The 18,894-nt window shown below is 25.9% G+C and carries 17 protein-coding genes, 1 tRNA gene and 1 pseudogene; 18 read left to right on the top strand and 1 reads right to left on the bottom strand.

Translation table 11 applies throughout. The features are described 5' to 3' along the window. Nucleotides 1-4 precede the first annotated feature (4 nt). Together dnaK and dnaJ are read left to right on the top strand one after the other, a co-directional pair. The gene (gene dnaK / locus JIC14_RS01180; RefSeq protein WP_201329632.1) at nucleotides 5-1,924 is read left to right on the top strand and encodes a molecular chaperone DnaK; all 1,920 of its coding nucleotides are present in this window, start codon (nucleotides 5-7) and stop codon (nucleotides 1,922-1,924) included. Nucleotides 1,925-2,082: 158 nt separating this feature from the next. Further along, nucleotides 2,083-3,204 (top strand): molecular chaperone DnaJ, encoded by a 1,122-nt coding sequence (gene dnaJ / locus JIC14_RS01175; protein ID WP_201329631.1) that lies wholly within the window; start codon nucleotides 2,083-2,085, stop codon nucleotides 3,202-3,204. 217 nt (nucleotides 3,205-3,421) lie between these two features. Here dnaJ and trpS read toward each other — a convergent pair whose 3' ends face one another. Further along, nucleotides 3,422-4,441: a tryptophan--tRNA ligase gene (gene trpS / locus JIC14_RS01170; protein ID WP_201329630.1), complete on the bottom strand. Its 1,020-nt coding sequence runs from the start codon at nucleotides 4,439-4,441 to the stop codon at nucleotides 3,422-3,424. Nucleotides 4,442-4,617: 176 nt separating this feature from the next. Between trpS and JIC14_RS01165 the strand changes: the two genes are divergently transcribed. From JIC14_RS01165 to nusA, 16 genes and pseudogenes are all read left to right on the top strand, one after another. Continuing rightward, nucleotides 4,618-4,702: transfer RNA gene (locus JIC14_RS01165), tRNA-Leu, on the top strand. Between the two features lie 75 nt (nucleotides 4,703-4,777). Further along, the gene (gene rsmI / locus JIC14_RS01160) at nucleotides 4,778-5,674 is read left to right on the top strand and encodes a 16S rRNA (cytidine(1402)-2'-O)-methyltransferase (RefSeq protein WP_201329629.1); all 897 of its coding nucleotides are present in this window, start codon (nucleotides 4,778-4,780) and stop codon (nucleotides 5,672-5,674) included. Between the two features lie 310 nt (nucleotides 5,675-5,984). After that, nucleotides 5,985-6,284 carry an Asp-tRNA(Asn)/Glu-tRNA(Gln) amidotransferase subunit GatC gene (gene gatC / locus JIC14_RS01155; protein WP_201329628.1) on the top strand — a complete coding sequence of 100 codons (300 nt, stop codon included), beginning with the start codon at nucleotides 5,985-5,987 and terminating at the stop codon, nucleotides 6,282-6,284. A gap of 58 nt (nucleotides 6,285-6,342) precedes the next feature. Further along, nucleotides 6,343-7,818 carry an Asp-tRNA(Asn)/Glu-tRNA(Gln) amidotransferase subunit GatA gene (gene gatA, locus JIC14_RS01150; protein WP_201329627.1) on the top strand — a complete coding sequence of 492 codons (1,476 nt, stop codon included), beginning with the start codon at nucleotides 6,343-6,345 and terminating at the stop codon, nucleotides 7,816-7,818. An 80-nt stretch (nucleotides 7,819-7,898) separates the two neighbouring features. Further along, nucleotides 7,899-9,353: an Asp-tRNA(Asn)/Glu-tRNA(Gln) amidotransferase subunit GatB gene (gatB, locus tag JIC14_RS01145; protein ID WP_201329626.1), complete on the top strand. Its 1,455-nt coding sequence runs from the start codon at nucleotides 7,899-7,901 to the stop codon at nucleotides 9,351-9,353. Between the two features lie 155 nt (nucleotides 9,354-9,508). Further along, nucleotides 9,509-10,339 carry a F0F1 ATP synthase subunit A gene (atpB, locus tag JIC14_RS01140; RefSeq protein ID WP_201329625.1) on the top strand — a complete coding sequence of 277 codons (831 nt, stop codon included), beginning with the start codon at nucleotides 9,509-9,511 and terminating at the stop codon, nucleotides 10,337-10,339. Between the two features lie 91 nt (nucleotides 10,340-10,430). Further along, a complete protein-coding gene (gene atpE, locus JIC14_RS01135; RefSeq protein WP_201329624.1) occupies nucleotides 10,431-10,676 on the top strand; it encodes a F0F1 ATP synthase subunit C in 246 nt (81 codons plus the stop codon). 42 nt (nucleotides 10,677-10,718) lie between these two features. Further along, nucleotides 10,719-11,189 carry a F0F1 ATP synthase subunit B gene (locus JIC14_RS01130; protein WP_201329623.1) on the top strand — a complete coding sequence of 157 codons (471 nt, stop codon included), beginning with the start codon at nucleotides 10,719-10,721 and terminating at the stop codon, nucleotides 11,187-11,189. A 2-nt stretch (nucleotides 11,190-11,191) separates the two neighbouring features. Then, entirely contained in the window at nucleotides 11,192-11,746 is a 555-nt protein-coding gene (locus tag JIC14_RS01125; RefSeq protein WP_201329622.1) for a F0F1 ATP synthase subunit delta, read from the top strand. Between the two features lie 43 nt (nucleotides 11,747-11,789). Further along, on the top strand, nucleotides 11,790-13,337 hold the full coding sequence (gene atpA / locus JIC14_RS01120) for a F0F1 ATP synthase subunit alpha (protein ID WP_201329621.1): 1,548 nt from the start codon (nucleotides 11,790-11,792) through the stop codon (nucleotides 13,335-13,337). A gap of 22 nt (nucleotides 13,338-13,359) precedes the next feature. Next, nucleotides 13,360-14,238 carry an ATP synthase F1 subunit gamma gene (gene atpG / locus JIC14_RS01115; RefSeq protein ID WP_201329620.1) on the top strand — a complete coding sequence of 293 codons (879 nt, stop codon included), beginning with the start codon at nucleotides 13,360-13,362 and terminating at the stop codon, nucleotides 14,236-14,238. A gap of 58 nt (nucleotides 14,239-14,296) precedes the next feature. Beyond that, nucleotides 14,297-15,700: a F0F1 ATP synthase subunit beta gene (gene atpD / locus JIC14_RS01110; RefSeq protein WP_201329619.1), complete on the top strand. Its 1,404-nt coding sequence runs from the start codon at nucleotides 14,297-14,299 to the stop codon at nucleotides 15,698-15,700. Between the two features lie 48 nt (nucleotides 15,701-15,748). After that, nucleotides 15,749-16,183: a F0F1 ATP synthase subunit epsilon gene (locus JIC14_RS01105; protein ID WP_201329618.1), complete on the top strand. Its 435-nt coding sequence runs from the start codon at nucleotides 15,749-15,751 to the stop codon at nucleotides 16,181-16,183. A gap of 48 nt (nucleotides 16,184-16,231) precedes the next feature. Further along, the gene (gene bfr, locus JIC14_RS01100) at nucleotides 16,232-16,690 is read left to right on the top strand and encodes a bacterioferritin (protein WP_201329617.1); all 459 of its coding nucleotides are present in this window, start codon (nucleotides 16,232-16,234) and stop codon (nucleotides 16,688-16,690) included. Nucleotides 16,691-16,728: 38 nt separating this feature from the next. Beyond that, the gene (locus JIC14_RS01095) at nucleotides 16,729-17,523 is read left to right on the top strand and encodes a pseudouridine synthase (RefSeq protein ID WP_201329616.1); all 795 of its coding nucleotides are present in this window, start codon (nucleotides 16,729-16,731) and stop codon (nucleotides 17,521-17,523) included. A gap of 276 nt (nucleotides 17,524-17,799) precedes the next feature. Further along, nucleotides 17,800-18,867 (top strand): annotated as a pseudogene (gene nusA, locus JIC14_RS01090) (transcription termination factor NusA); the annotation flags it as partial. Between the last annotated feature and the right edge of the window lie 27 nt (nucleotides 18,868-18,894).

Raw genomic sequence — 18,894 nt, 5'->3', positions numbered from 1 at the left:
AATTATGAGCAAAATTATTGGTATTGATTTAGGTACAACTAACTCATGTGTATCAATAATAGAAGGTAGTCAACCTAAAGTAATTGAAAATTCTGAAGGCGCTCGTACTACACCATCTGTTATTGCTTATCAAGAAAACGGTGAAATCCTAGTCGGAGCTCCTGCTAAACGTCAAGCAGTTACTAATCCAAAAAATACAATATATGCCGCAAAACGATTAATTGGTCGTAAATTTAACGAAAAAGAAGTTCAAAAAGATATTTCTTTAATGCCATATGAAATTGTAAAAGCAGATAATGGTGATGCATGGATTTCCGTTCGAAAAAAGAAATTAGCTCCTCCACAAATTTCAGCTGAAGTACTGCGTAAAATGAAAAAAACTGCTGAAGATTATTTGGGCGAAGAAGTAACTGAAGCGGTTATTACTGTACCCGCTTATTTTAATGATGCTCAACGTCAAGCAACTAAAGATGCTGGTCGTATTGCTGGATTAGACGTAAAAAGAATTATAAACGAACCTACCGCTGCGGCACTTGCATTTGGTCTTGATAAATCAGGAAAAAGTGACCGTAATATTGTTGTATATGATTTAGGTGGCGGAACTTTTGATGTATCTATTATTGAGATTGCTGATGTAGATGGTGAAAAACAATTTGAGGTATTATCAACAAATGGTGATACTTTTTTAGGAGGAGAAGATTTTGATCAACGCATTATAGATTATATTTTAGATGAATTTAATAAAATTAACGGAATAGATTTACGAAAAGATTCTATTGCATTACAAAGAATAAAAGCCTCTGCAGAACGCGCTAAAATCGAATTATCTTCATCACAACAAACTGAAATAAATGAACCTTATATTGCTATGGCTAATGGCGCTCCAGTTCACTTAAATATCAAAATTACTCGTTCTAAACTAGAATTACTTGTTGATGAATTAATTACACGTACTATTGAACCATGCCGTATTGCAATTAAAGATGCTGGAATTAAAGTATCAGATATTAATGATGTTATTTTGGTTGGTGGCATGACTCGTATGCCTAAAGTACAAGAAAAAGTAAAAGAATTTTTTGGAAAAGATCCTCGTCGCGACATAAATCCAGATGAAGCCGTGGCTGTTGGTGCTGCAATTCAAGGATCAGTATTATCTGGGGATCGTAAAGATTTATTATTATTAGATGTCACTCCTTTATCCTTGGGTATTGAAACCATGGGCGGTATAATGACTAAAATGATTAAAAAAAATACCACAATTCCAACAAAATTTAGTCAAGTTTTTTCTACCGCCGAAGATAATCAACCGGCTGTAACAGTAAAAGTATATCAAGGTGAAAGAGAAATGGCCTCTGGAAATAAAATTTTAGGAGAATTTAATTTAGAAGGCATTCCTCCAGCATCACGTGGTACGCCACAAATTGAAGTAACATTTGATATAGATGCAAATGGTATTTTGCATGTTACCGCTAAAGATAAAATGACTGGTAAAGAAAATAAAATTACAATTAAAGCTAATTCCGGTTTAACTGAAGAAGAAATACAAAAAATGGTGCAAAGCGCAGAAGCTAATGCAGAAGAAGATAAACGCTTAAGGGAATTAGTTGAATCACGAAATCATGGGGAATCACTTATTCATTCAACAAAAAAATCTTTAAGTGAATATGGTAATAAGTTAACTGAATCAGAAAAAGAAAAAATTAAAATAGCTATTGATGAACTTGAAAAAGCGTTAAAAAATAATGATAAGTCTGTTATTGATTCTAAATCTACCGCATTATTATCTGTCTCTCAAAAATTAAATGAAAAAAAATATACAGACACACAAAAAAATACCGCAACACCCAATAATGATAATAATGGCAATAAAAATAATACAAAAAATGAAAATGTTGTTGATGCTGACTTTAAAGAAATAAAATAATGTTTTATGTAAAATAATATTTTATATTCTTTCATTTATTTTATATAAAATTACCAAAATGACAAAAAGGTCATTTTGGTATTTAAATTTAAATACATAAATACATTCTATTTTAAATAATTTAAAACAATAAATAATTATTGGGATTTGTGAAAAATATGGCAAAACGTGATTTTTATGAAATATTAAATTTAAAAAAAAATGCTTCTGAGAATGAAATTAAAAGGGCTTATAGAAAATTAGCCATGAAATATCATCCAGATAGAAATCCTAATAATAAAAATGCTGAAGAAAAATTTAAAGAAATCAAAGAGGCATATGAAATATTATCGGATTCTGAAAAACGTATAATTTATGATCAATATGGACATGCGGGTATTGATCCAAATATGAGCGGAGGCGGTTCTTCTGCAGAAGCAAGTAGTTTTGCTGATGCATTTGGAGATATTTTTGGGGATATTTTTGGTTCTAATCGTAGTAGTGATAACAAAAAAAAAGGTTCACATGGAAAAGATTTACGTTATAATCTTGAAATTACTTTAGAACAAGCCGCTCATGGTTTTAATACTTCTATCCGCGTTCCATCATGGGATATATGTGAATCTTGCCATGGTAATGGAACTAAAAAAGGAACTTCACCTACTTCCTGTTTTACGTGCTCAGGACAAGGTCAAGTAAGAATGCAGCAAGGATTTTTTAGTATTCAGCAAACTTGCCCAAAATGTCAAGGATCAGGAAAAGTTATTTCTCACCCATGTTTATCTTGCAAGGGAATTGGTCGCATAAAACGTAATAAAACATTAGAAGTTAAAATTCCAGCTGGGATAGAAAATAATATGCGTATTCGTTCCCCTGGAAACGGTGAACCTGGTTTGAGTGGTGGGTCAAATGGAAATCTTTATATTGAAATTCATATTAAACCACACAAAGTATTTGAACGAGATGGTGATGATCTTCATTATGAAATGCCAATTTCATTTTCAAGAGCGGCGCTTGGGGGAGAGGTTGAAGCTCCTACTCTTAATGGTAAGGCTTTTTTTTTAATTCCAGAAGGAACGCAATCTGGTAAAATTTTTCGTCTACGTGGGAAGGGAATAAAAAATGTACGATCCTCAATTCCAGGAGATTTATTTTGTCATGTCACTATAGAAACTCCCGTACAATTAACAGAATATCAAAAAAATCTTTTACGTTCCTTGGAAAATTCTATTCTTGAAGGTGGGTCCAAACATAATCCTAAAACCAAAATTTGGAAAAACAAGGTTAAAAATTTTTTTTAAATATAATAAAAAAATTTTTTAAATTTATACTAAATAAAGATTTTTACTAATTATAAATAACTACAAAGTCTTATTATTTATAAATTTTTTAAAAATATTAGTTTTGTTATATTTAATATAACAAAACTAATTTATAATTAAATTATTTAAAATAATTTTATAAAATTTTTTTATTAATATTTAAATATTTTAAGTTTATATTTTATATATTGAATATTTAAAAATAATCAATATTCATTGCATGTTTTATTCTTTTTAATGTTTTTTCCGCCTCTTCCTGGGCTTGTTCTGAACCAATTTTTAATATATCTTGTATATATTTTTTATCTTTAGATAACTGTTTTCTTTTTATTCTGATTGGAAATAAAAAATCTTGCATAACTTCAATTAAATATTTTTTTACTGTTATATCCCCAAGTCCACCTTGAATATAATGAGCTTTCATTTTAGCAATTTTTTTTTTATCGGTTCCAAATTGATCTAAATATGTAAATACTGGATTTCCATCAACTTTTCCTGGATCTGATATATGTAAATGATTAGGATCAGTGTACATGCTTTTTATTTTTTTAACGATTTTATCGGGACTATCAGATAAATAAATTCCATTTTTAAGAGATTTGGACATTTTATAATGCCCATCTATTCCAGGTAAACGATTACCCTTTTTTGATAATAAAGCCTTTGGCCTTATTAAAGTATTCTTTCCGTAAATATTATTAAATATATCAACAATTTCACATGCCTGTTCAATCATTGGTACTTGATCAATTCCAACTGGCACAATATTTGCATCAAATATAGTTATATCCGCTACTTGACTAATTGGATAAATAAAAAAACCCGCTGGTATTGATTTTTCAAATCTTTTTTGTTGTATTTCACTTTTAATAGTTGGATTCCGTGCTATTCGAGAAATATTTACTAAATTTAAATAAAGTATAGTTAATTCAAAAATCTGAGGAATCATGGATTGAATAAAAATTATATTCTTAACCGGATCAATTCCTACCGCTAAATAATCTAACATAACTTCATTAATTGCATTACGAATTTTTATTGGATTAATGGTATTATCTGTTAAAGCTTGTATATCAGCGATTATGATAAATTGAGTATATTTATCCTGTAATGCAATACGAGTTTTTAACGATCCAGAATAATGACCAATATGCAATGGACCTGTAGGACGATCTCCTGTTAATACACGTTTTTTTTTAAATAAATGATATTCCATTTAATATTTAAATAGCTCCAGTAATAATACTTTAATTAAAAATTTGTAAAAACAATAAATATATAATAATATAATTTAACATATTCTATAAATTTCAATAAATTTTTCAAGAAAAATATTTATATTAAAAATTAACACGAATATGTAATTTTCTAAAGATTATTAATTTTATTTTTGCGGATATGGCGAAATTGGTAGACGCGCTAGATTTAGGGTCTAGTGCTATCAAGCGTATGGGTTCAAATCCCTTTATCCGCACCATAAAATGAAATAATATATTCATTATTATATAAAATATTTATATGATATTATCAACATTCAGTTAATATATTTTTTATGATAGATATTTCGTTTTTTAATAAAATTGAATTACAAAATTATCCAAATTCTACATTATACGTTTTAGCTACTCCTATTGGAAATATTTTTGATATTACACTACGAGCCTTATACGTGCTTAGTATTGTTGATTCAATAGCATGTGAAGATACTAGAAATACTAATAATTTGATAATGCAATATGGTTTATCCAAAATATTATTTTCTGCTCATAAATATAATGAATATAAAGTAACAAATACCATAATTACTAAACTAAAAAATAAAGAACGTATCGCATTAGTTTCCGATAGTGGAACCCCAACTATTTCAGATCCTGGGTCTTATATTATTAATGCTGTACAAAATGCTGGTTTAAGAGTTCTACCAATTCCAGGTGTATCATCGGTTATAACCGCTTTCTGTATTAGTGGATTAAAAAATAAAAATTTTTATTTTTTAGGTTTTTTGCCAATTAAAAAAAAAAAACGTAAAGAAATGCTAATTTCATTAATAAATATAAAATCAACACTTATTTTATATGAAGCGCCTCATCGGATTATTAAAACAGTCCATGAATTATTAAAAATATTTGGTCCAATGAGACAAATTGTGTTTGCGAAAGAATTAACTAAAAAATTTGAAAAAATTCATCGCTGCTTTTTAAAAGATGCTTTTGATTGGTTAAATAAAGATAATCATAAAAAAGGTGAATTTGTTTTATTAATTGAGTCTACATGTCTAGTAAATAATATAAATGATATAAATGATATACACAATAATAAAAAAATAGATAATATATTAAAATCATTATTAAAAATATTAACGTTAAAACAAACAATAGAACTGGCATCAAATTTAACTGGTAGTAAAAAAAATGTATTATATAAAAGAGCATTATTTCTTAAGAAATAACTTAAAAAAATATTAATAAATAAATTTAAATAATTCATTTTAGAATATTTCTTTACATAAAAATAGATATTTTATATAATATTTTTTATTAAATTAAATAATAAATAAAATTTTTAATATTTTTTAAAAATTTATAAAGTTTAAAGATATAATTTTATTATATTTAAAAATTAAAATTTATATATTTATTTAAAAGCTTTTAAACCTTGAAATACTTTTACTTTATTTTTTATATTATAATAAATAATAATATATTATAATAATTAATAATATTTTTATTTAACTATATTTTATTAACTATATTTGCATTATGTCTTTAACCTTATTAGATATTGAATCTATTGCCAATTTATCTTATCTAGCTATAGATAAAAATCAAATTTATGATATTCTTAAAAAAATTAATGATATATTTTCTTTAATTAAATCCATTAAAAATATTGATACCACTAATATTGAACCACTTTATTACCCAATTTCATTAATCCAAGAAAAAATACTTTTTTTAAGAAAAGATATCACTATTAAAAATAACAACTATTTTAAAAATTATCAAAATCTTGCCCCAATAATACATGATAGTTTATACATTGTTCCTAAAATTTTTTAATAATAAAAATTTTTTAAAATTATTAAATTATTAATTCATATTAAAATAATAAAAATTCATGTATAACAAAACTATTAAAGAATTATCTTTATTATTAAATAATAAAAAAATTTCTGTAATTGAACTAACAAAAATTTTTTTAGATCGTATTAAAACCAGCAATCTAAATGCATTTCTCCATGTTGATGAGGAATTAACATTAATACAAGCAAATATTGCTGAAAAAAAATTAATATCCGGTAATAAAACACAATTAACTGGTATTCCAATAGCCCATAAAGATATATTTGTTACACGTCATTGGAAAACTACCGCTGGATCAAAAATGTTAGCTAATTACATTAGTCCATTTAATGCCGATATAGTAGAACGTTTAAAAAAAGCCGGCACCGTAATGCTTGGAAAACTTAATTGCGATGAATTTGCAATGGGTTCAAGTAACGAAAATTCATATTTTGGTCCAGTAAGAAACCCTTGGGATTATTTTTCTGTTCCAGGTGGCTCATCCGGAGGATCCGCCGCGGCAGTAGCAGCTAGATTGGCGCCAGCTACTACCGCAAGTGATACAGGGGGATCAATTAGACAACCTGCTTCATTATGCGGTGTAACTGGTATTAAACCAACTTACGGTAGTATATCTCGTTACGGTATGATAGCATTTGCCTCTTCTTTAGATCAAGCAGGACCAATCGCTAAAACTGCAGAAGATTGCGCATTGCTTTTAAATGTTATGATAGGTTTTGATAAACGCGATTCAACTAGTTTACAAAGAAAAGATGAAGATTTTAGTTATAAATTAAGAAAAAATACAAAAGGAATAAAAGGACTGCGAATTGGTATGCCTCGTGAATTTTTTAATGTAGATTTAGAATCCGATGTACAATATGGAATATGTTCCGCATTAAAAGAATTTGAAAAACTTGGCGCTAAATTAGTAGATATTTCTATGCCAAAAACAAATCTCTCTATTCCTGTTTATTATGTTATTGCGCCTGCTGAAGCTGCATCTAATTTAAGCCGTTTTGATGGAGTTCGATATGGTTATCGTTCTAAAAATTATAAAAATTTAATAGATATGTACAAAAAATCTCGCACAGAAGGATTCGGAGAGGAAGTAAAGAGACGTATTCTAATAGGTTCACATGTATTATCACACGATTGTTATAATACTTACTATTTACAAGCTCAACGTATTCGAAGATTAATTTCAGAAGATTTTCAAAAAATATTAACCGGACCAAATAGTTGTTGTGATGTTATTATGGGACCAGTATCACCAACAGTTGCCTGGAATATTGGGGATAAGAGAGATCCGGTCATTAATTATTTATCTGATATTTTTACACTATCAACGAGTTTAGCTGGATTACCAGGGATGTCTATTCCATGTGGATTTAGTAAAAATCCCAAAAATATTAATCGACCAATTGGATTACAAATAATTGGTAATTATTTTAAAGAAGCACAATTATTATATATAGCTCATCAATATCAAAATATTACCGACTGGCATCTTAAAACTCCGAAACTATAAGAGTGCTTTATAAGCACTTTTAAAAATATTAAAATATATATAATTTGAAAATTTTAATCTTAAAATAATAAGGAAAAAATATGCAATGGGAGGTTATAATTGGTCTTGAAATACACACACAACTACTAACTAAATCTAAAATTTTTAGCGAATCACCAGTTTGTTTTGGTGCAAATGCAAACACTCAAATTAATCCATTTGATTTAGCATTACCGGGTACTTTACCGGTACTTAATAAAAAAGCAGTGGAGTATGCTATTCAATTCGGATTAGCAGTTAATGCAAAAATATCTTCATATTCAATATTTGTTCGTAAAAATTATTTTTATCCAGATTTATCCAAAGGTTATCAAATAAGTCAACTTGAATTACCATTAATTAAAGAAGGAAGCATCCTCTTTCCTATAGAAAAAAAACAAAAAGTAAAATGGAGTTCTGCAAAAATTATTCAAGCTCATCTAGAGGAAGATGCTGGAAAATTACTACATAAAAATTATTTTGATAAAACTGGCATTGACTTTAATCGTGCCGGAATACCTTTATTAGAAATTATTACTGAACCTAGTATGCGTAGCGCTCAAGAAGCAGTAGCTTGCGCTAAAAGTTTACATTCACTAGTTATGTGGTTAGGAATTTGTGATGGAAATATGCAAAATGGATCATTTCGATGTGATGTTAATATATCTATTAAAAAAGTTAATAAAAATAAATATGGTATACGTAATGAAATTAAAAATTTGAATTCATTTCGTTTCATGGAAGATGCTATTAATTATGAAATAAATCGTCAAATTAAATTACTTGAAAATAATAATAATATTATACAAGAAACTCGTAGATATGATCCTAATATTAAAAAAACAATCTCAATGAGAAAAAAAGAAAATTCAAAAGATTATCGCTATTTTCCAGATCCAGATTTACCTCCGTTATTTATTTCAACTAAATGGATACAATACATAAAATCTATAATGCCAGAATTACCTGACGTCATACGTAAACGTATAATTACTAATTATAATTTATCCGAATTTGATGCTATAAAATTAACGCAATCAAAAAAAATAGCATATTTTTTTGAAAATTCAATCATTAATATTGGTATCTCTAAAATTAAATTAATCATTAAATGGTTAATAAAAGAAATTATACCTAAAATTAATCAAAATAATGATATTAATGATTTACCAATTACTCCAATACAATTTTCTTTATTACTAAAAAGAATTTTTGATGGAACAATTTCAAATAAAATTGCAAAAGATATATTTTTTATTATATACCAAAAAAAATCTTTAGATTCTAGTATTGTGGATCATATTATTAAAACTAATAAATTATATCAAATTTCTGATTCTTCTATTTTAAAAAAAATTGTTGATACTGTATTATCAACCAATTCTAAATTAATTCAAGAATTTTATTCTGGTAAAAAACAAGCAATTAATGCATTAATTGGAAAAGCTATAAAACTTAGCAATAATAAAGCTAATCCAGTAAAATTATCAGAAATATTTAAAAAAACATTAAAATAATTAAAATTATTATTTAGTATTTGACTACCGTTGAACTAAACATTTATAATTTTATATTGTAAATTTTAAAGTATTTATAATAATATTTATATCTTTAAATAAATTTAATTTATTTTAATATCCATTTTATTCACTAGTTATTAAATACTACAATCATGTCTGCAGTTTTACTTGACGCTCGAATTGCATCAGAATATATTGCTCATCATCTTAATCATTTATCTACAGCATATCAAAAAAAAATTATTGATTTTTCAATATTTAATATAGATACTATTTTTTGGTCTATATTTACCGGCGTGTTTGGTTGTTTAATTATGTATATTATTGCAAATAAGGCGACTTCTGATATTCCTTCTAGATTTCAAGCATTTATTGAAATGATCATAGAAATGATTGAAGATCAATCCAAATCCATCATACATAATAGTAATAATCGTAAATTCATTTCTCCATTAGCATTAACAATTTTTATATGGATAACGCTTATGAACTCACTGGATTTTATTCCAGTAGACCTATTTTCATATATATTTAAATTATTTGGATTAGAAAAACTATTTCCTTATCATCATATTGTGCCAACTGCTGATTTAAATGGTACTTTAGGTATCTCCCTTGGAATACTGATATTAATTTTATATTATAGTATTAAAATTAAAGGATTTTTTGGGTTTATTTATGAGATATTTTCAGTTCCATTTGGTATATGGTTAGCACCATTTAATTTATTGCTTAATGTAATTGAATTTTTAGCAAAAACAATTTCATTAGGTATGCGTTTATTTGGAAATATGTACGCCGGAGAATTGCTATTTTTATTAATAGCATTATTAGGATCAATTTCAACTGTTTTTGGTTTTATTGGTCATGTAATTATAGGTTCAATATGGACTATATTTCATATTCTAATTGTATTATTACAAGCTTTTATTTTTATGATGTTAACATTAGTTTATATTGGTCAAGCACATGAACGTCATTAAATTTAAAAAATAAATTATTAAATTAAATTAAAAAATTTTTTAATTCTAATTTATACTTTTATTAAAAATTAATTTTTATAGGAATTATATTATGACTGACCTTTCATTTATAGCTTTAGCTTGTGGTTTAATTATTGGTTTAGGAGCAATTGGTGCTTGTCTTGGTATTGCTATTATGGGCGGGAAATATCTTGAAGCAGCAGCTCGCCAACCTGAATTAATAAATGTTCTTCAAACAAAAGTATTTTTACTTGCCGGTTTAATTGATGCGGCTTTTTTAATTGGCGTTGGTATTGCTATGTTATTTGCTTTTGCGAATCCATTTATTATTAAATAAATCCACTTTGCGTTTTATATTTATTTTTAAAGGAAAATCAGTATGAATTTAAATTCAACATTATTTATTCAATTTCTAGTATTTTTTATTTTTGTAGGTTTTACAAAAAAATTTATTTGGCCCCCTTTAATTGAAGCACTAGATAATAGAAAAAAAAAAATTTCAGATATATTGGCTTCCGCTAATTCTGAAAAAGAAAAATTATCCCATGATAGAAAACGTATACATGAAGAATTAATAGCTACTCATGAAGAAAATAAAAAACGTATTAATTTAACTGAAAAACAGTGTAAATTAATCATTGAAAAATCTAAAAAAACAGCAACTGAAGAAGCTAATCTTATTTTCTCTAACGCTAGAATAGAAATTATTCAACAAATTAATATAGCACGCGAAAATTTACATAATGAAATAGTTAATTTAGCAATAAAAAGCGCTGAAAAAATTTTAAATAATAAAATTACTATTGAAGTTAACTCAAATTTATTAAATCAATTAAAAACAGAATTATAAAAATGATTAATATTTCAACTATTGCGCGACCATATTCAAAGGCATTATTTAACTTTGCTAAATCTTATAAAACAATAAAATTTTGGAATAAATTAATTATAAAAATAGAAGAAATAATTAAAAAAATATCTATTAAATATCCAAATATTCTAATTTTTTCAAAATATTCTGTACTACCAAATATAGAATTAATTGAAATTATTATAAATTCTTTAAAAAAATATTCCAATAATCATGTAAAAAATTTTGTTTCTATATTAGTTATTAAAAAACGTTTATTTTTATTGCCAAAAATTATTACACAATTTCATATGATGAAAAATAAATATGAAAATATAAATAATATTAAAATTATTAGCGCATATACTTTAACAAATAAACAATTAAATGATTTAATTTCCATCCTGGAAAAAAAATTTAATTTCAAATTACGGGCATCAGTAATTATTGATAAAAACTTAATTGGAGGATTTCGTTTAATTATAAAAGATAAAGTATTTGATTTTTCTATATACACTAAATTAAAAAAATTACATTCTACTTTAATGATTTATTAAGTAATTTAAAAAATACAAAATATATATTTTTGGAGTTTATATAATGCAAATTAATGCATCTGAAATTAGTACAATAATTCAAGAACAAATTAAAAATTTTAATAATACTGCTGAAATTTATAATCAAGGTAAAGTAATATCAGTTTTTGATGGTATTTGTCAAATTTATGGTTTATCCAACGCAATGCAAGGTGAAATGTTAGAATTTCCTGGTAATGTTTTTGGTTTGGCTTTAAATTTAGAAAGAGATTCTATAGGAGCAGTTATTCTTGGTAAATATGAACATATTTCTGAGGGTGATATAGTTAAATGCACGGGGCGTATTCTAGAAGTACCTATTGGCCCAGAATTATGTGGTCGAGTAATTAATGCTCTTGGGAATCCAATTGACGGAAAAGGCCTAATCAAAACAAAATTAACCGCTCCAATTGAAAAAGTTGCTCCTGGAGTAATTTTTCGCCAATCAGTCTCTGAACCTCTTCAAACAGGTATTAAAGCAATAGACTCTATAGTGCCCATTGGTAGAGGTCAACGTGAATTAATTATTGGAGATCGACAAACTGGAAAATCTTCCATAGCAATAGATACAATTATTAATCAAAAGAATCAAAATGTTACTTGTATTTATGTTGCTATTGGGCAAAAAATATCATCTATTAAAAAAACCGTAAATTTATTAGAAAAATATGGAGCAATGCCATATACTATTGTTGTTGTTGCAACAGCTTCTGATTCTGCTTCTATGCAATTTATATCAGCTTATTCAGGTTGTACTATTGGCGAATATTTTAGAGATCATGGAAAAGATGCATTAATTGTTTATGATGATTTATCTAAACAAGCGATTGCCTACCGTCAAATATCATTACTCTTAAGACGACCACCAGGAAGAGAAGCTTATCCTGGAGATATATTTTATTTACATAGTCGATTATTAGAACGCTCAGCTAGAGTAAATATTAAATATGTTGAAAATTACACAAACGGCAAGATAACTGGCAAAACTGGATCTTTAACAGCTTTACCGATTATCGAAACACAAGCGGGAGACATATCAGCATTTGTTCCAACTAATGTAATTTCAATTACCGATGGTCAAATTTTTTTAGATTCTTCATTATTTAATTCTGGTATTCGTCCAGCAATTAATGCAGGTATTTCTGTTTCAAGAGTTGGTGGAGCCGCGCAAATTAAATTTATTAAAAAATTATCCAGTAATATTCGTACTGATTTAGCTCAATATCGTGAATTAGCTGCATTTTCACAATTCGCCTCAGATTTAGATTCAGTTACCCGAAAACAACTTGATCGTGGCGCACGAGTAACTGAATTATTAAAACAAAAACAATATTCTCCATTACCAATCTCATTAATATCTGTAATATTATTTGCTATTAATAAAGGTTTTTTAGATGATATAGAAATTAAAAAAATATTAAATTTTGAATCTTCTTTATACAAATTTATGAAAACATGTCAAAGTTCTCTTTTAGAAAAAATTAAAAATACTAATAAATTTAATTTAGATATAGAGAATTCTTTAACTACTATTTTAATAAATTTTAAGAAATCTTATAATCCTAAAATATAAAAATAATTTTATAAATTAAATTATGGTTACTAGTAAAAATATTTTTAATAAAATTAAAAGCATTAAAAATACAAAAAAAATTACTAAAGCTATGGAAATGGTATCGGCATCAAAAATGAGAAAAACACAAAATAAAATGCACGAAGCTCGTCCTTATAGTGAAAATATTAAAAGAATTATTTGTAATTTATTGCGAACTCATTGTGAGTATAAAAATTTATTTTTAAAAAAAAAAAATAAAATAAAACGTGTTGCTATTATTTTAATTACCACAGATAAAGGTTTATGTGGCTCCATAAATTCTAATATATTTCGTATATTAATAAAAAAAATAAATGAATTAGAAAATAAAGGTAATTTTATAGATTTTTTTGCTATCGGTCAAAAAGGATTAAATTTTTTAAATGAAATTAATATTAAAACTAAATTATGTATTACGCACATTGGTGATATATTATATTTAAATAAATTAACTAACTTAATTAAAATTTTACTAAAAAATTATCAAAATAATCTTATTAATTCAATATATATAATATATACTAAATTCATAAATACAATACAACAAAAAGCAACTATTTATAAATTATTACCTTTTGATTATAAACACCTAATTTATTCCAAAAAAAATAATAGTAAATATTCTTCGTATTATACATACGAAACAGATATTATTACTTTAATTAATAAATTATTTATTCGTTATATCGAAGCATTAATTTATCAATTAGTATCTGAAAATATAGCATCAGAACAAGTTTCAAGAATGATGGCAATGAAATCAGCTAGCGAAAATGCTGACTATATAATAGATGAATTAAAATTAATATATAACAAAACTAGACAAGCAACAATTACTAAAGAATTATCAGAAATTATTAGCGGTTCTTCTGTAATTTAATTCTTAAAAGAAAATAAAAAAAAAATTTTAAAAAATTTTTATAAAGGAAATAAAGATAATGTCTGATGGTAAAATTGTTCAGTGCATTGGATCTGTGGTAGACGTGGAATTTCCACACAATATGGTACCTAAAATATATAATGCTTTAAAAATAGAAAATTCAGAACTTACTTTAGAAGTACAACAACAACTAGGTGATGGAATTGTTCGAACTATTGTTCTTGGGGCATCTGAAGGTTTACGTAGAGGTACTATAGTAAAAAATACAGGAAAACCTATTATGATACCAATTGGTAAGGCCACATTAGGTAGAATAATAAATGTTCTTGGAAATCCAATAGATGAAAAAGGCAATATCAGTAACAAATATATTTCTTCTATTCATCGTAATCCTCCTTCATACGAAGAATTATCCTCATCTCAAGAATTATTAGAAACAGGAATTAAAGTAATTGATTTAATATGCCCTTTTTCTAAGGGTGGAAAAGTAGGTTTATTTGGAGGAGCGGGAGTTGGAAAAACTGTTAATATGATGGAATTAATTAATAATATCGCAAAAGCTCATAGCGGATTATCTGTATTTACTGGAGTTGGAGAACGAACACGTGAAGGAAATGATTTTTATAATGAAATGATAGAAGCCAAAGTAATTAATTTAGATAAACCAGAAGAATCTAAAGTCTCTATGGTATACGGTCAAATGAATGAACCATCTGGTAATAGATTACGTGTAGCTCTAACTGGTTTAACAATTGCCGAAGGATTTAGAGATGAAGGAAAAGATGTATTATTTTTTATTGATAATATTTATCGTTATACATTAGCTGGAACTGAGGTATCAGCATTATTAGGACGAATGCCATCTGCAGTTGGTTATCAACCTACTTTAGCGGAAGAAATGGGTTATTTACAAGAACGTATTGCTTCCACTAAAAAAGGTTCTATTACATCTATACAGGCTGTTTATGTTCCTGCAGATGATTTAACTGACCCATCTCCCGCTACTACTTTTGCTCATTTAGATTCCACTGTAGTATTATCTCGAGATATTGCATCATTAGGTATATATCCCGCAATTGATCCATTAGATTCTACATCTCGTCAATTAGATCCATTAATTGTAGGAAAAAAACATTATAAAATTGCTAGATTAGTACAAAGCACATTACAACGTTATAAAGAATTGCGTGATATTATTTCTATATTAGGAATGGATGAATTAGCACCTGAAGATAAATTATTAGTTACACGTGCACGTAAAATGCAGCGCTTTTTATCTCAACCATTCCATGTTGCAGAAGTATTTACCGGAAAAACTGGAAAATACGTATCACTAAAAGACACATTAAATGGATTTAATTTAATTTCTAGTGGAGAATTAGATAATATTCCAGAACAAGCTTTTTATATGGTTGGAACAATTGATGAAGCTATTGAGAAATCTAATAAATTAATACGCTAAATAAATAAATATCATTATTAAATTTAATTATAAAACTGGAAAAATTATATGACAATTCATACTATGCATCTTGATATAGTATCAATTGAAGGTTTATTATTTTCTAATAAAAATATAAAATTTGTAGTATTACCCGGAGAGTTAGGAGAATTAGGAATTTATCCTTCACATTCTCCATTAATTACATGCATAAAACCAGGATTTATAAGAATAAAAATTAATAAACAAATCAAAGAAAAATGTATTTTTGTTTCTGGAGGGATTATAGATATACAACCTTATTCTATAATTGTTTTAGCTGACGCAGCAATACGTGGTTCTGATTTAGTTGAAGAAAAAATAAAAAAAGAAAAAATTTTACTTGAAAATATTTTATCCGATAAAAAATCAAATGTTGATTATTCAATAGTTCAATCTAAATTAGCAATTATTATTGCTCAATTAAAAACTATTCAATATTTACGCTTTAAAAAATATAACTAAATTTAATCCTTAACTTATAAAAATTTTTATTAATTTTATGGAAATTTTATGAAAGATAATTCATCTATTATTCAAGTACTTAATTTTCAATTAATAAACGAACTCTCTGCGGCTAATCAATATTTTTTACATTCTAAAATATGTAAAAATTGGGGATTTATAAAAATATCTAAAAAAGAATATAAAGAATCTATTGAAGAAATGAAACATGCTGATCAATTAATTGATCGTATTCTTATGCTTAATGGTGAACCTAATATGAGAATATTACATCAATTTAAAGTGAGTAAAAATATTATAGAAATTTTAAAAAATGATTTAAAATTAGAAAAAATTTCTCAAATTACAATAAAAAAAGGAATTTTAAGCATTAATAAATTTAATGATTATATTTCACAAAATATATTAATAAATATTCTATGTGATACCGAAAAACATATTTATTGGTTAGAAATGCAGTTAAAATTAATTAAAAAAATTGGACTATCACATTATATTCAATTATAAATAGAATTAAAATTATTTTTATTGCTATTAAAAATATCATGATATTTCCATACATTAAAAATATTTCAAAAAATATTAAAACTCCAAAAGAAAATAATAACTTTCCAAAATTACAAAAAGCACTAGCTAATATCGGAATAGGTTCACGCAGAAATATAGAAAAATTAATTATTTCCGGTTGTATTTCTATAAATAATAAACTAGCACATATCGGTCAACGCATCTCTTTAAATGATTGTATTAAAATTAATGGAAAATTATTAAAAAATAAAATTTATAAAAATACTATTCGTATACTAATTTATTATAAACCTTCTGGTGAAATTGTTAGTTACAATGATCCTAATAATCGTCCCTCAGTATTTGATAATTTACCAAATATAAAATATTCAAAATGGTTATCTATCGGAAGACTTGATTTTAATACAGAGGGTTTATTATTATTCACTAATTCAGGAAAATTAGTGAATAGATTATCACATCCTCGTTATAATATTGAACGTGAATACGCTGTACGCATATTAGGAAAATTAACAAATAATATAAAAATAAAATTAATTAAAGGAATTAAATTAAAACATGGTTTAGCGCGTTTTTCAAATATCTCTGAATCCGGAGGATATGGTTCCAATAAATGGTATAAAGTAATAATTTATGAGGGTCGTAATAGAGAAGTACGTAAAATGTTTGAAATATTTGGATTAGTTGTATCTCGTTTAATCCGTATTCGTTATGGAATAATTAAATTACCATATGAATTTAAACGAGGATATTTAAAAGAATTAAAAAAAAATATTGTTAATAATTTATTACTTACATATAATCTAAATTAAATATATATAAAAATTTTTATAAATTAATTTTTAAAATTTAAATAACTAAAAATATTTTAAAAATATATAATAAAAATTATTAAATTAATTTATAATAGAGATATTTTTAAATATATATTTTATAAAATAAAGAAATTAAAAATTAATTATTAATTTTTAATAATTAATTTTTTATTTTAAAAAAAATATAATAATAGATTATTCTATTAAAGATTATTAAATTAATCTGGATAAAATATATTTATATATTTTTATAAGTAAATTTCGGGGGTCAATATGAGTCGTGAAATTTTATCCTTAATAAATGCTTTAGCACGTGAAAAAAATATCGATGAAGAAGTAATTTTTAGATCTCTAGAGCATGCGCTTGCTCAAGCAACAAAAAAGCGTTATAAAGGCGAAGTTGATATTCGCGTATCAATTGATCGAGAAAAAGGATTTTCTGAATCTTTTCGTCGTTGGCATGTTGTTCCAAATGATGCTGGTCTTAAATTACCAGATCAAGAGGTACTACATTTTGAAGCTTTAGAAAGAATTCCAAATATAGAAATTGATGATTATATTGAAGAACCAATAGAATCAGTTGATATTGGACGTCGTTTTGCGCAAGATACTAAGCAGCTAGTATTGCAATGTATTCGAGAAGCGGAACGTAAAAAAATTTTATCTGATTTTCTTAAGCAAAATAATTCTTTGATTGTTGGAACAGTTAAACGTATAGAGCGTAATGGAGATGCTATTGTTGAATTAGGAAAAATTGAAGCTCGTTTACCAAGAAATAAAATGATTCCAAAAGAAAATTTTCGAATTGGAGATCGTTTACGTGCTTATATTCAACAAATTGAATGTAATTATAATAATAATAAAATATATAAAAAACCTTATATAATTTTATCTCGTATTTCACCGGAGTTTATTATAAATTTATTTAGATTAGAAGTTCCTGAAATAGAACAAGGTTCTTTAGAAATTAAATCAGCCGCGCGTGATCCAGGTATTCGCTCAAAAATAGCTGTATATTCTCTAAATAAACATATAGATCCAATCGGAGCATGCGTTGGAATACGCGGATCTCGTGTACAAGCTGTTATTGGAGAACTTGGAGGAGAGCGTATTGACATTATACTTTGGTCAAAGGATCCAAAAAAATTTGTTATTAGTGCATTATCTCCAGCCAATGTACTATCAATGATAGCAAATGAAAACAAACACATTATGGATGTAATAGTTAATGAAGAAAATTTAGCAATTGCCATTGGTCGTAATGGTCAAAATGTACGCTTGGCATCAAATTTAACCGGATGGAAAATTAATATTACTACTAACAAAAAATCAACTCAACAATTATATAAAAGAATATATTATTAATTA

This window comes from Candidatus Profftella armatura (Diaphorina cf. continua) (assembly GCF_016593155.1).
GTDB lineage: Bacteria > Pseudomonadota > Gammaproteobacteria > Burkholderiales > Burkholderiaceae > Profftella > Profftella armatura_A.
This window is presented reverse-complemented; position numbering and strand designations above follow the sequence as displayed.

Bases quoted from the DNA above. Each gene is read 5' to 3' on its own strand.
- gatB (WP_201329626.1), top strand. From the start codon at position 7,899: ATGCAATGGGAGGTTATAATTGGTCTTGAAATACACACACAACTACTA.
- dnaJ (WP_201329631.1), top strand. From the start codon at position 2,083: ATGGCAAAACGTGATTTTTATGAAATATTAAATTTAAAAAAAAATGCT.
- atpA (WP_201329621.1), top strand. From the start codon at position 11,790: ATGCAAATTAATGCATCTGAAATTAGTACAATAATTCAAGAACAAATT.
- JIC14_RS01130 (WP_201329623.1), top strand. From the start codon at position 10,719: ATGAATTTAAATTCAACATTATTTATTCAATTTCTAGTATTTTTTATT.
- atpE (WP_201329624.1), top strand. From the start codon at position 10,431: ATGACTGACCTTTCATTTATAGCTTTAGCTTGTGGTTTAATTATTGGT.
- gatC (WP_201329628.1), top strand. From the start codon at position 5,985: ATGTCTTTAACCTTATTAGATATTGAATCTATTGCCAATTTATCTTAT.
- atpD (WP_201329619.1), top strand. From the start codon at position 14,297: ATGTCTGATGGTAAAATTGTTCAGTGCATTGGATCTGTGGTAGACGTG.
- rsmI (WP_201329629.1), top strand. From the start codon at position 4,778: ATGATAGATATTTCGTTTTTTAATAAAATTGAATTACAAAATTATCCA.
- atpB (WP_201329625.1), top strand. From the start codon at position 9,509: ATGTCTGCAGTTTTACTTGACGCTCGAATTGCATCAGAATATATTGCT.
- JIC14_RS01105 (WP_201329618.1), top strand. From the start codon at position 15,749: ATGACAATTCATACTATGCATCTTGATATAGTATCAATTGAAGGTTTA.
- dnaK (WP_201329632.1), top strand. From the start codon at position 5: ATGAGCAAAATTATTGGTATTGATTTAGGTACAACTAACTCATGTGTA.
- gatA (WP_201329627.1), top strand. From the start codon at position 6,343: ATGTATAACAAAACTATTAAAGAATTATCTTTATTATTAAATAATAAA.
- JIC14_RS01125 (WP_201329622.1), top strand. From the start codon at position 11,192: ATGATTAATATTTCAACTATTGCGCGACCATATTCAAAGGCATTATTT.
- atpG (WP_201329620.1), top strand. From the start codon at position 13,360: ATGGTTACTAGTAAAAATATTTTTAATAAAATTAAAAGCATTAAAAAT.
- bfr (WP_201329617.1), top strand. From the start codon at position 16,232: ATGAAAGATAATTCATCTATTATTCAAGTACTTAATTTTCAATTAATA.
- JIC14_RS01095 (WP_201329616.1), top strand. From the start codon at position 16,729: ATGATATTTCCATACATTAAAAATATTTCAAAAAATATTAAAACTCCA.
- trpS (WP_201329630.1), bottom strand. From the start codon at position 4,441: ATGGAATATCATTTATTTAAAAAAAAACGTGTATTAACAGGAGATCGT.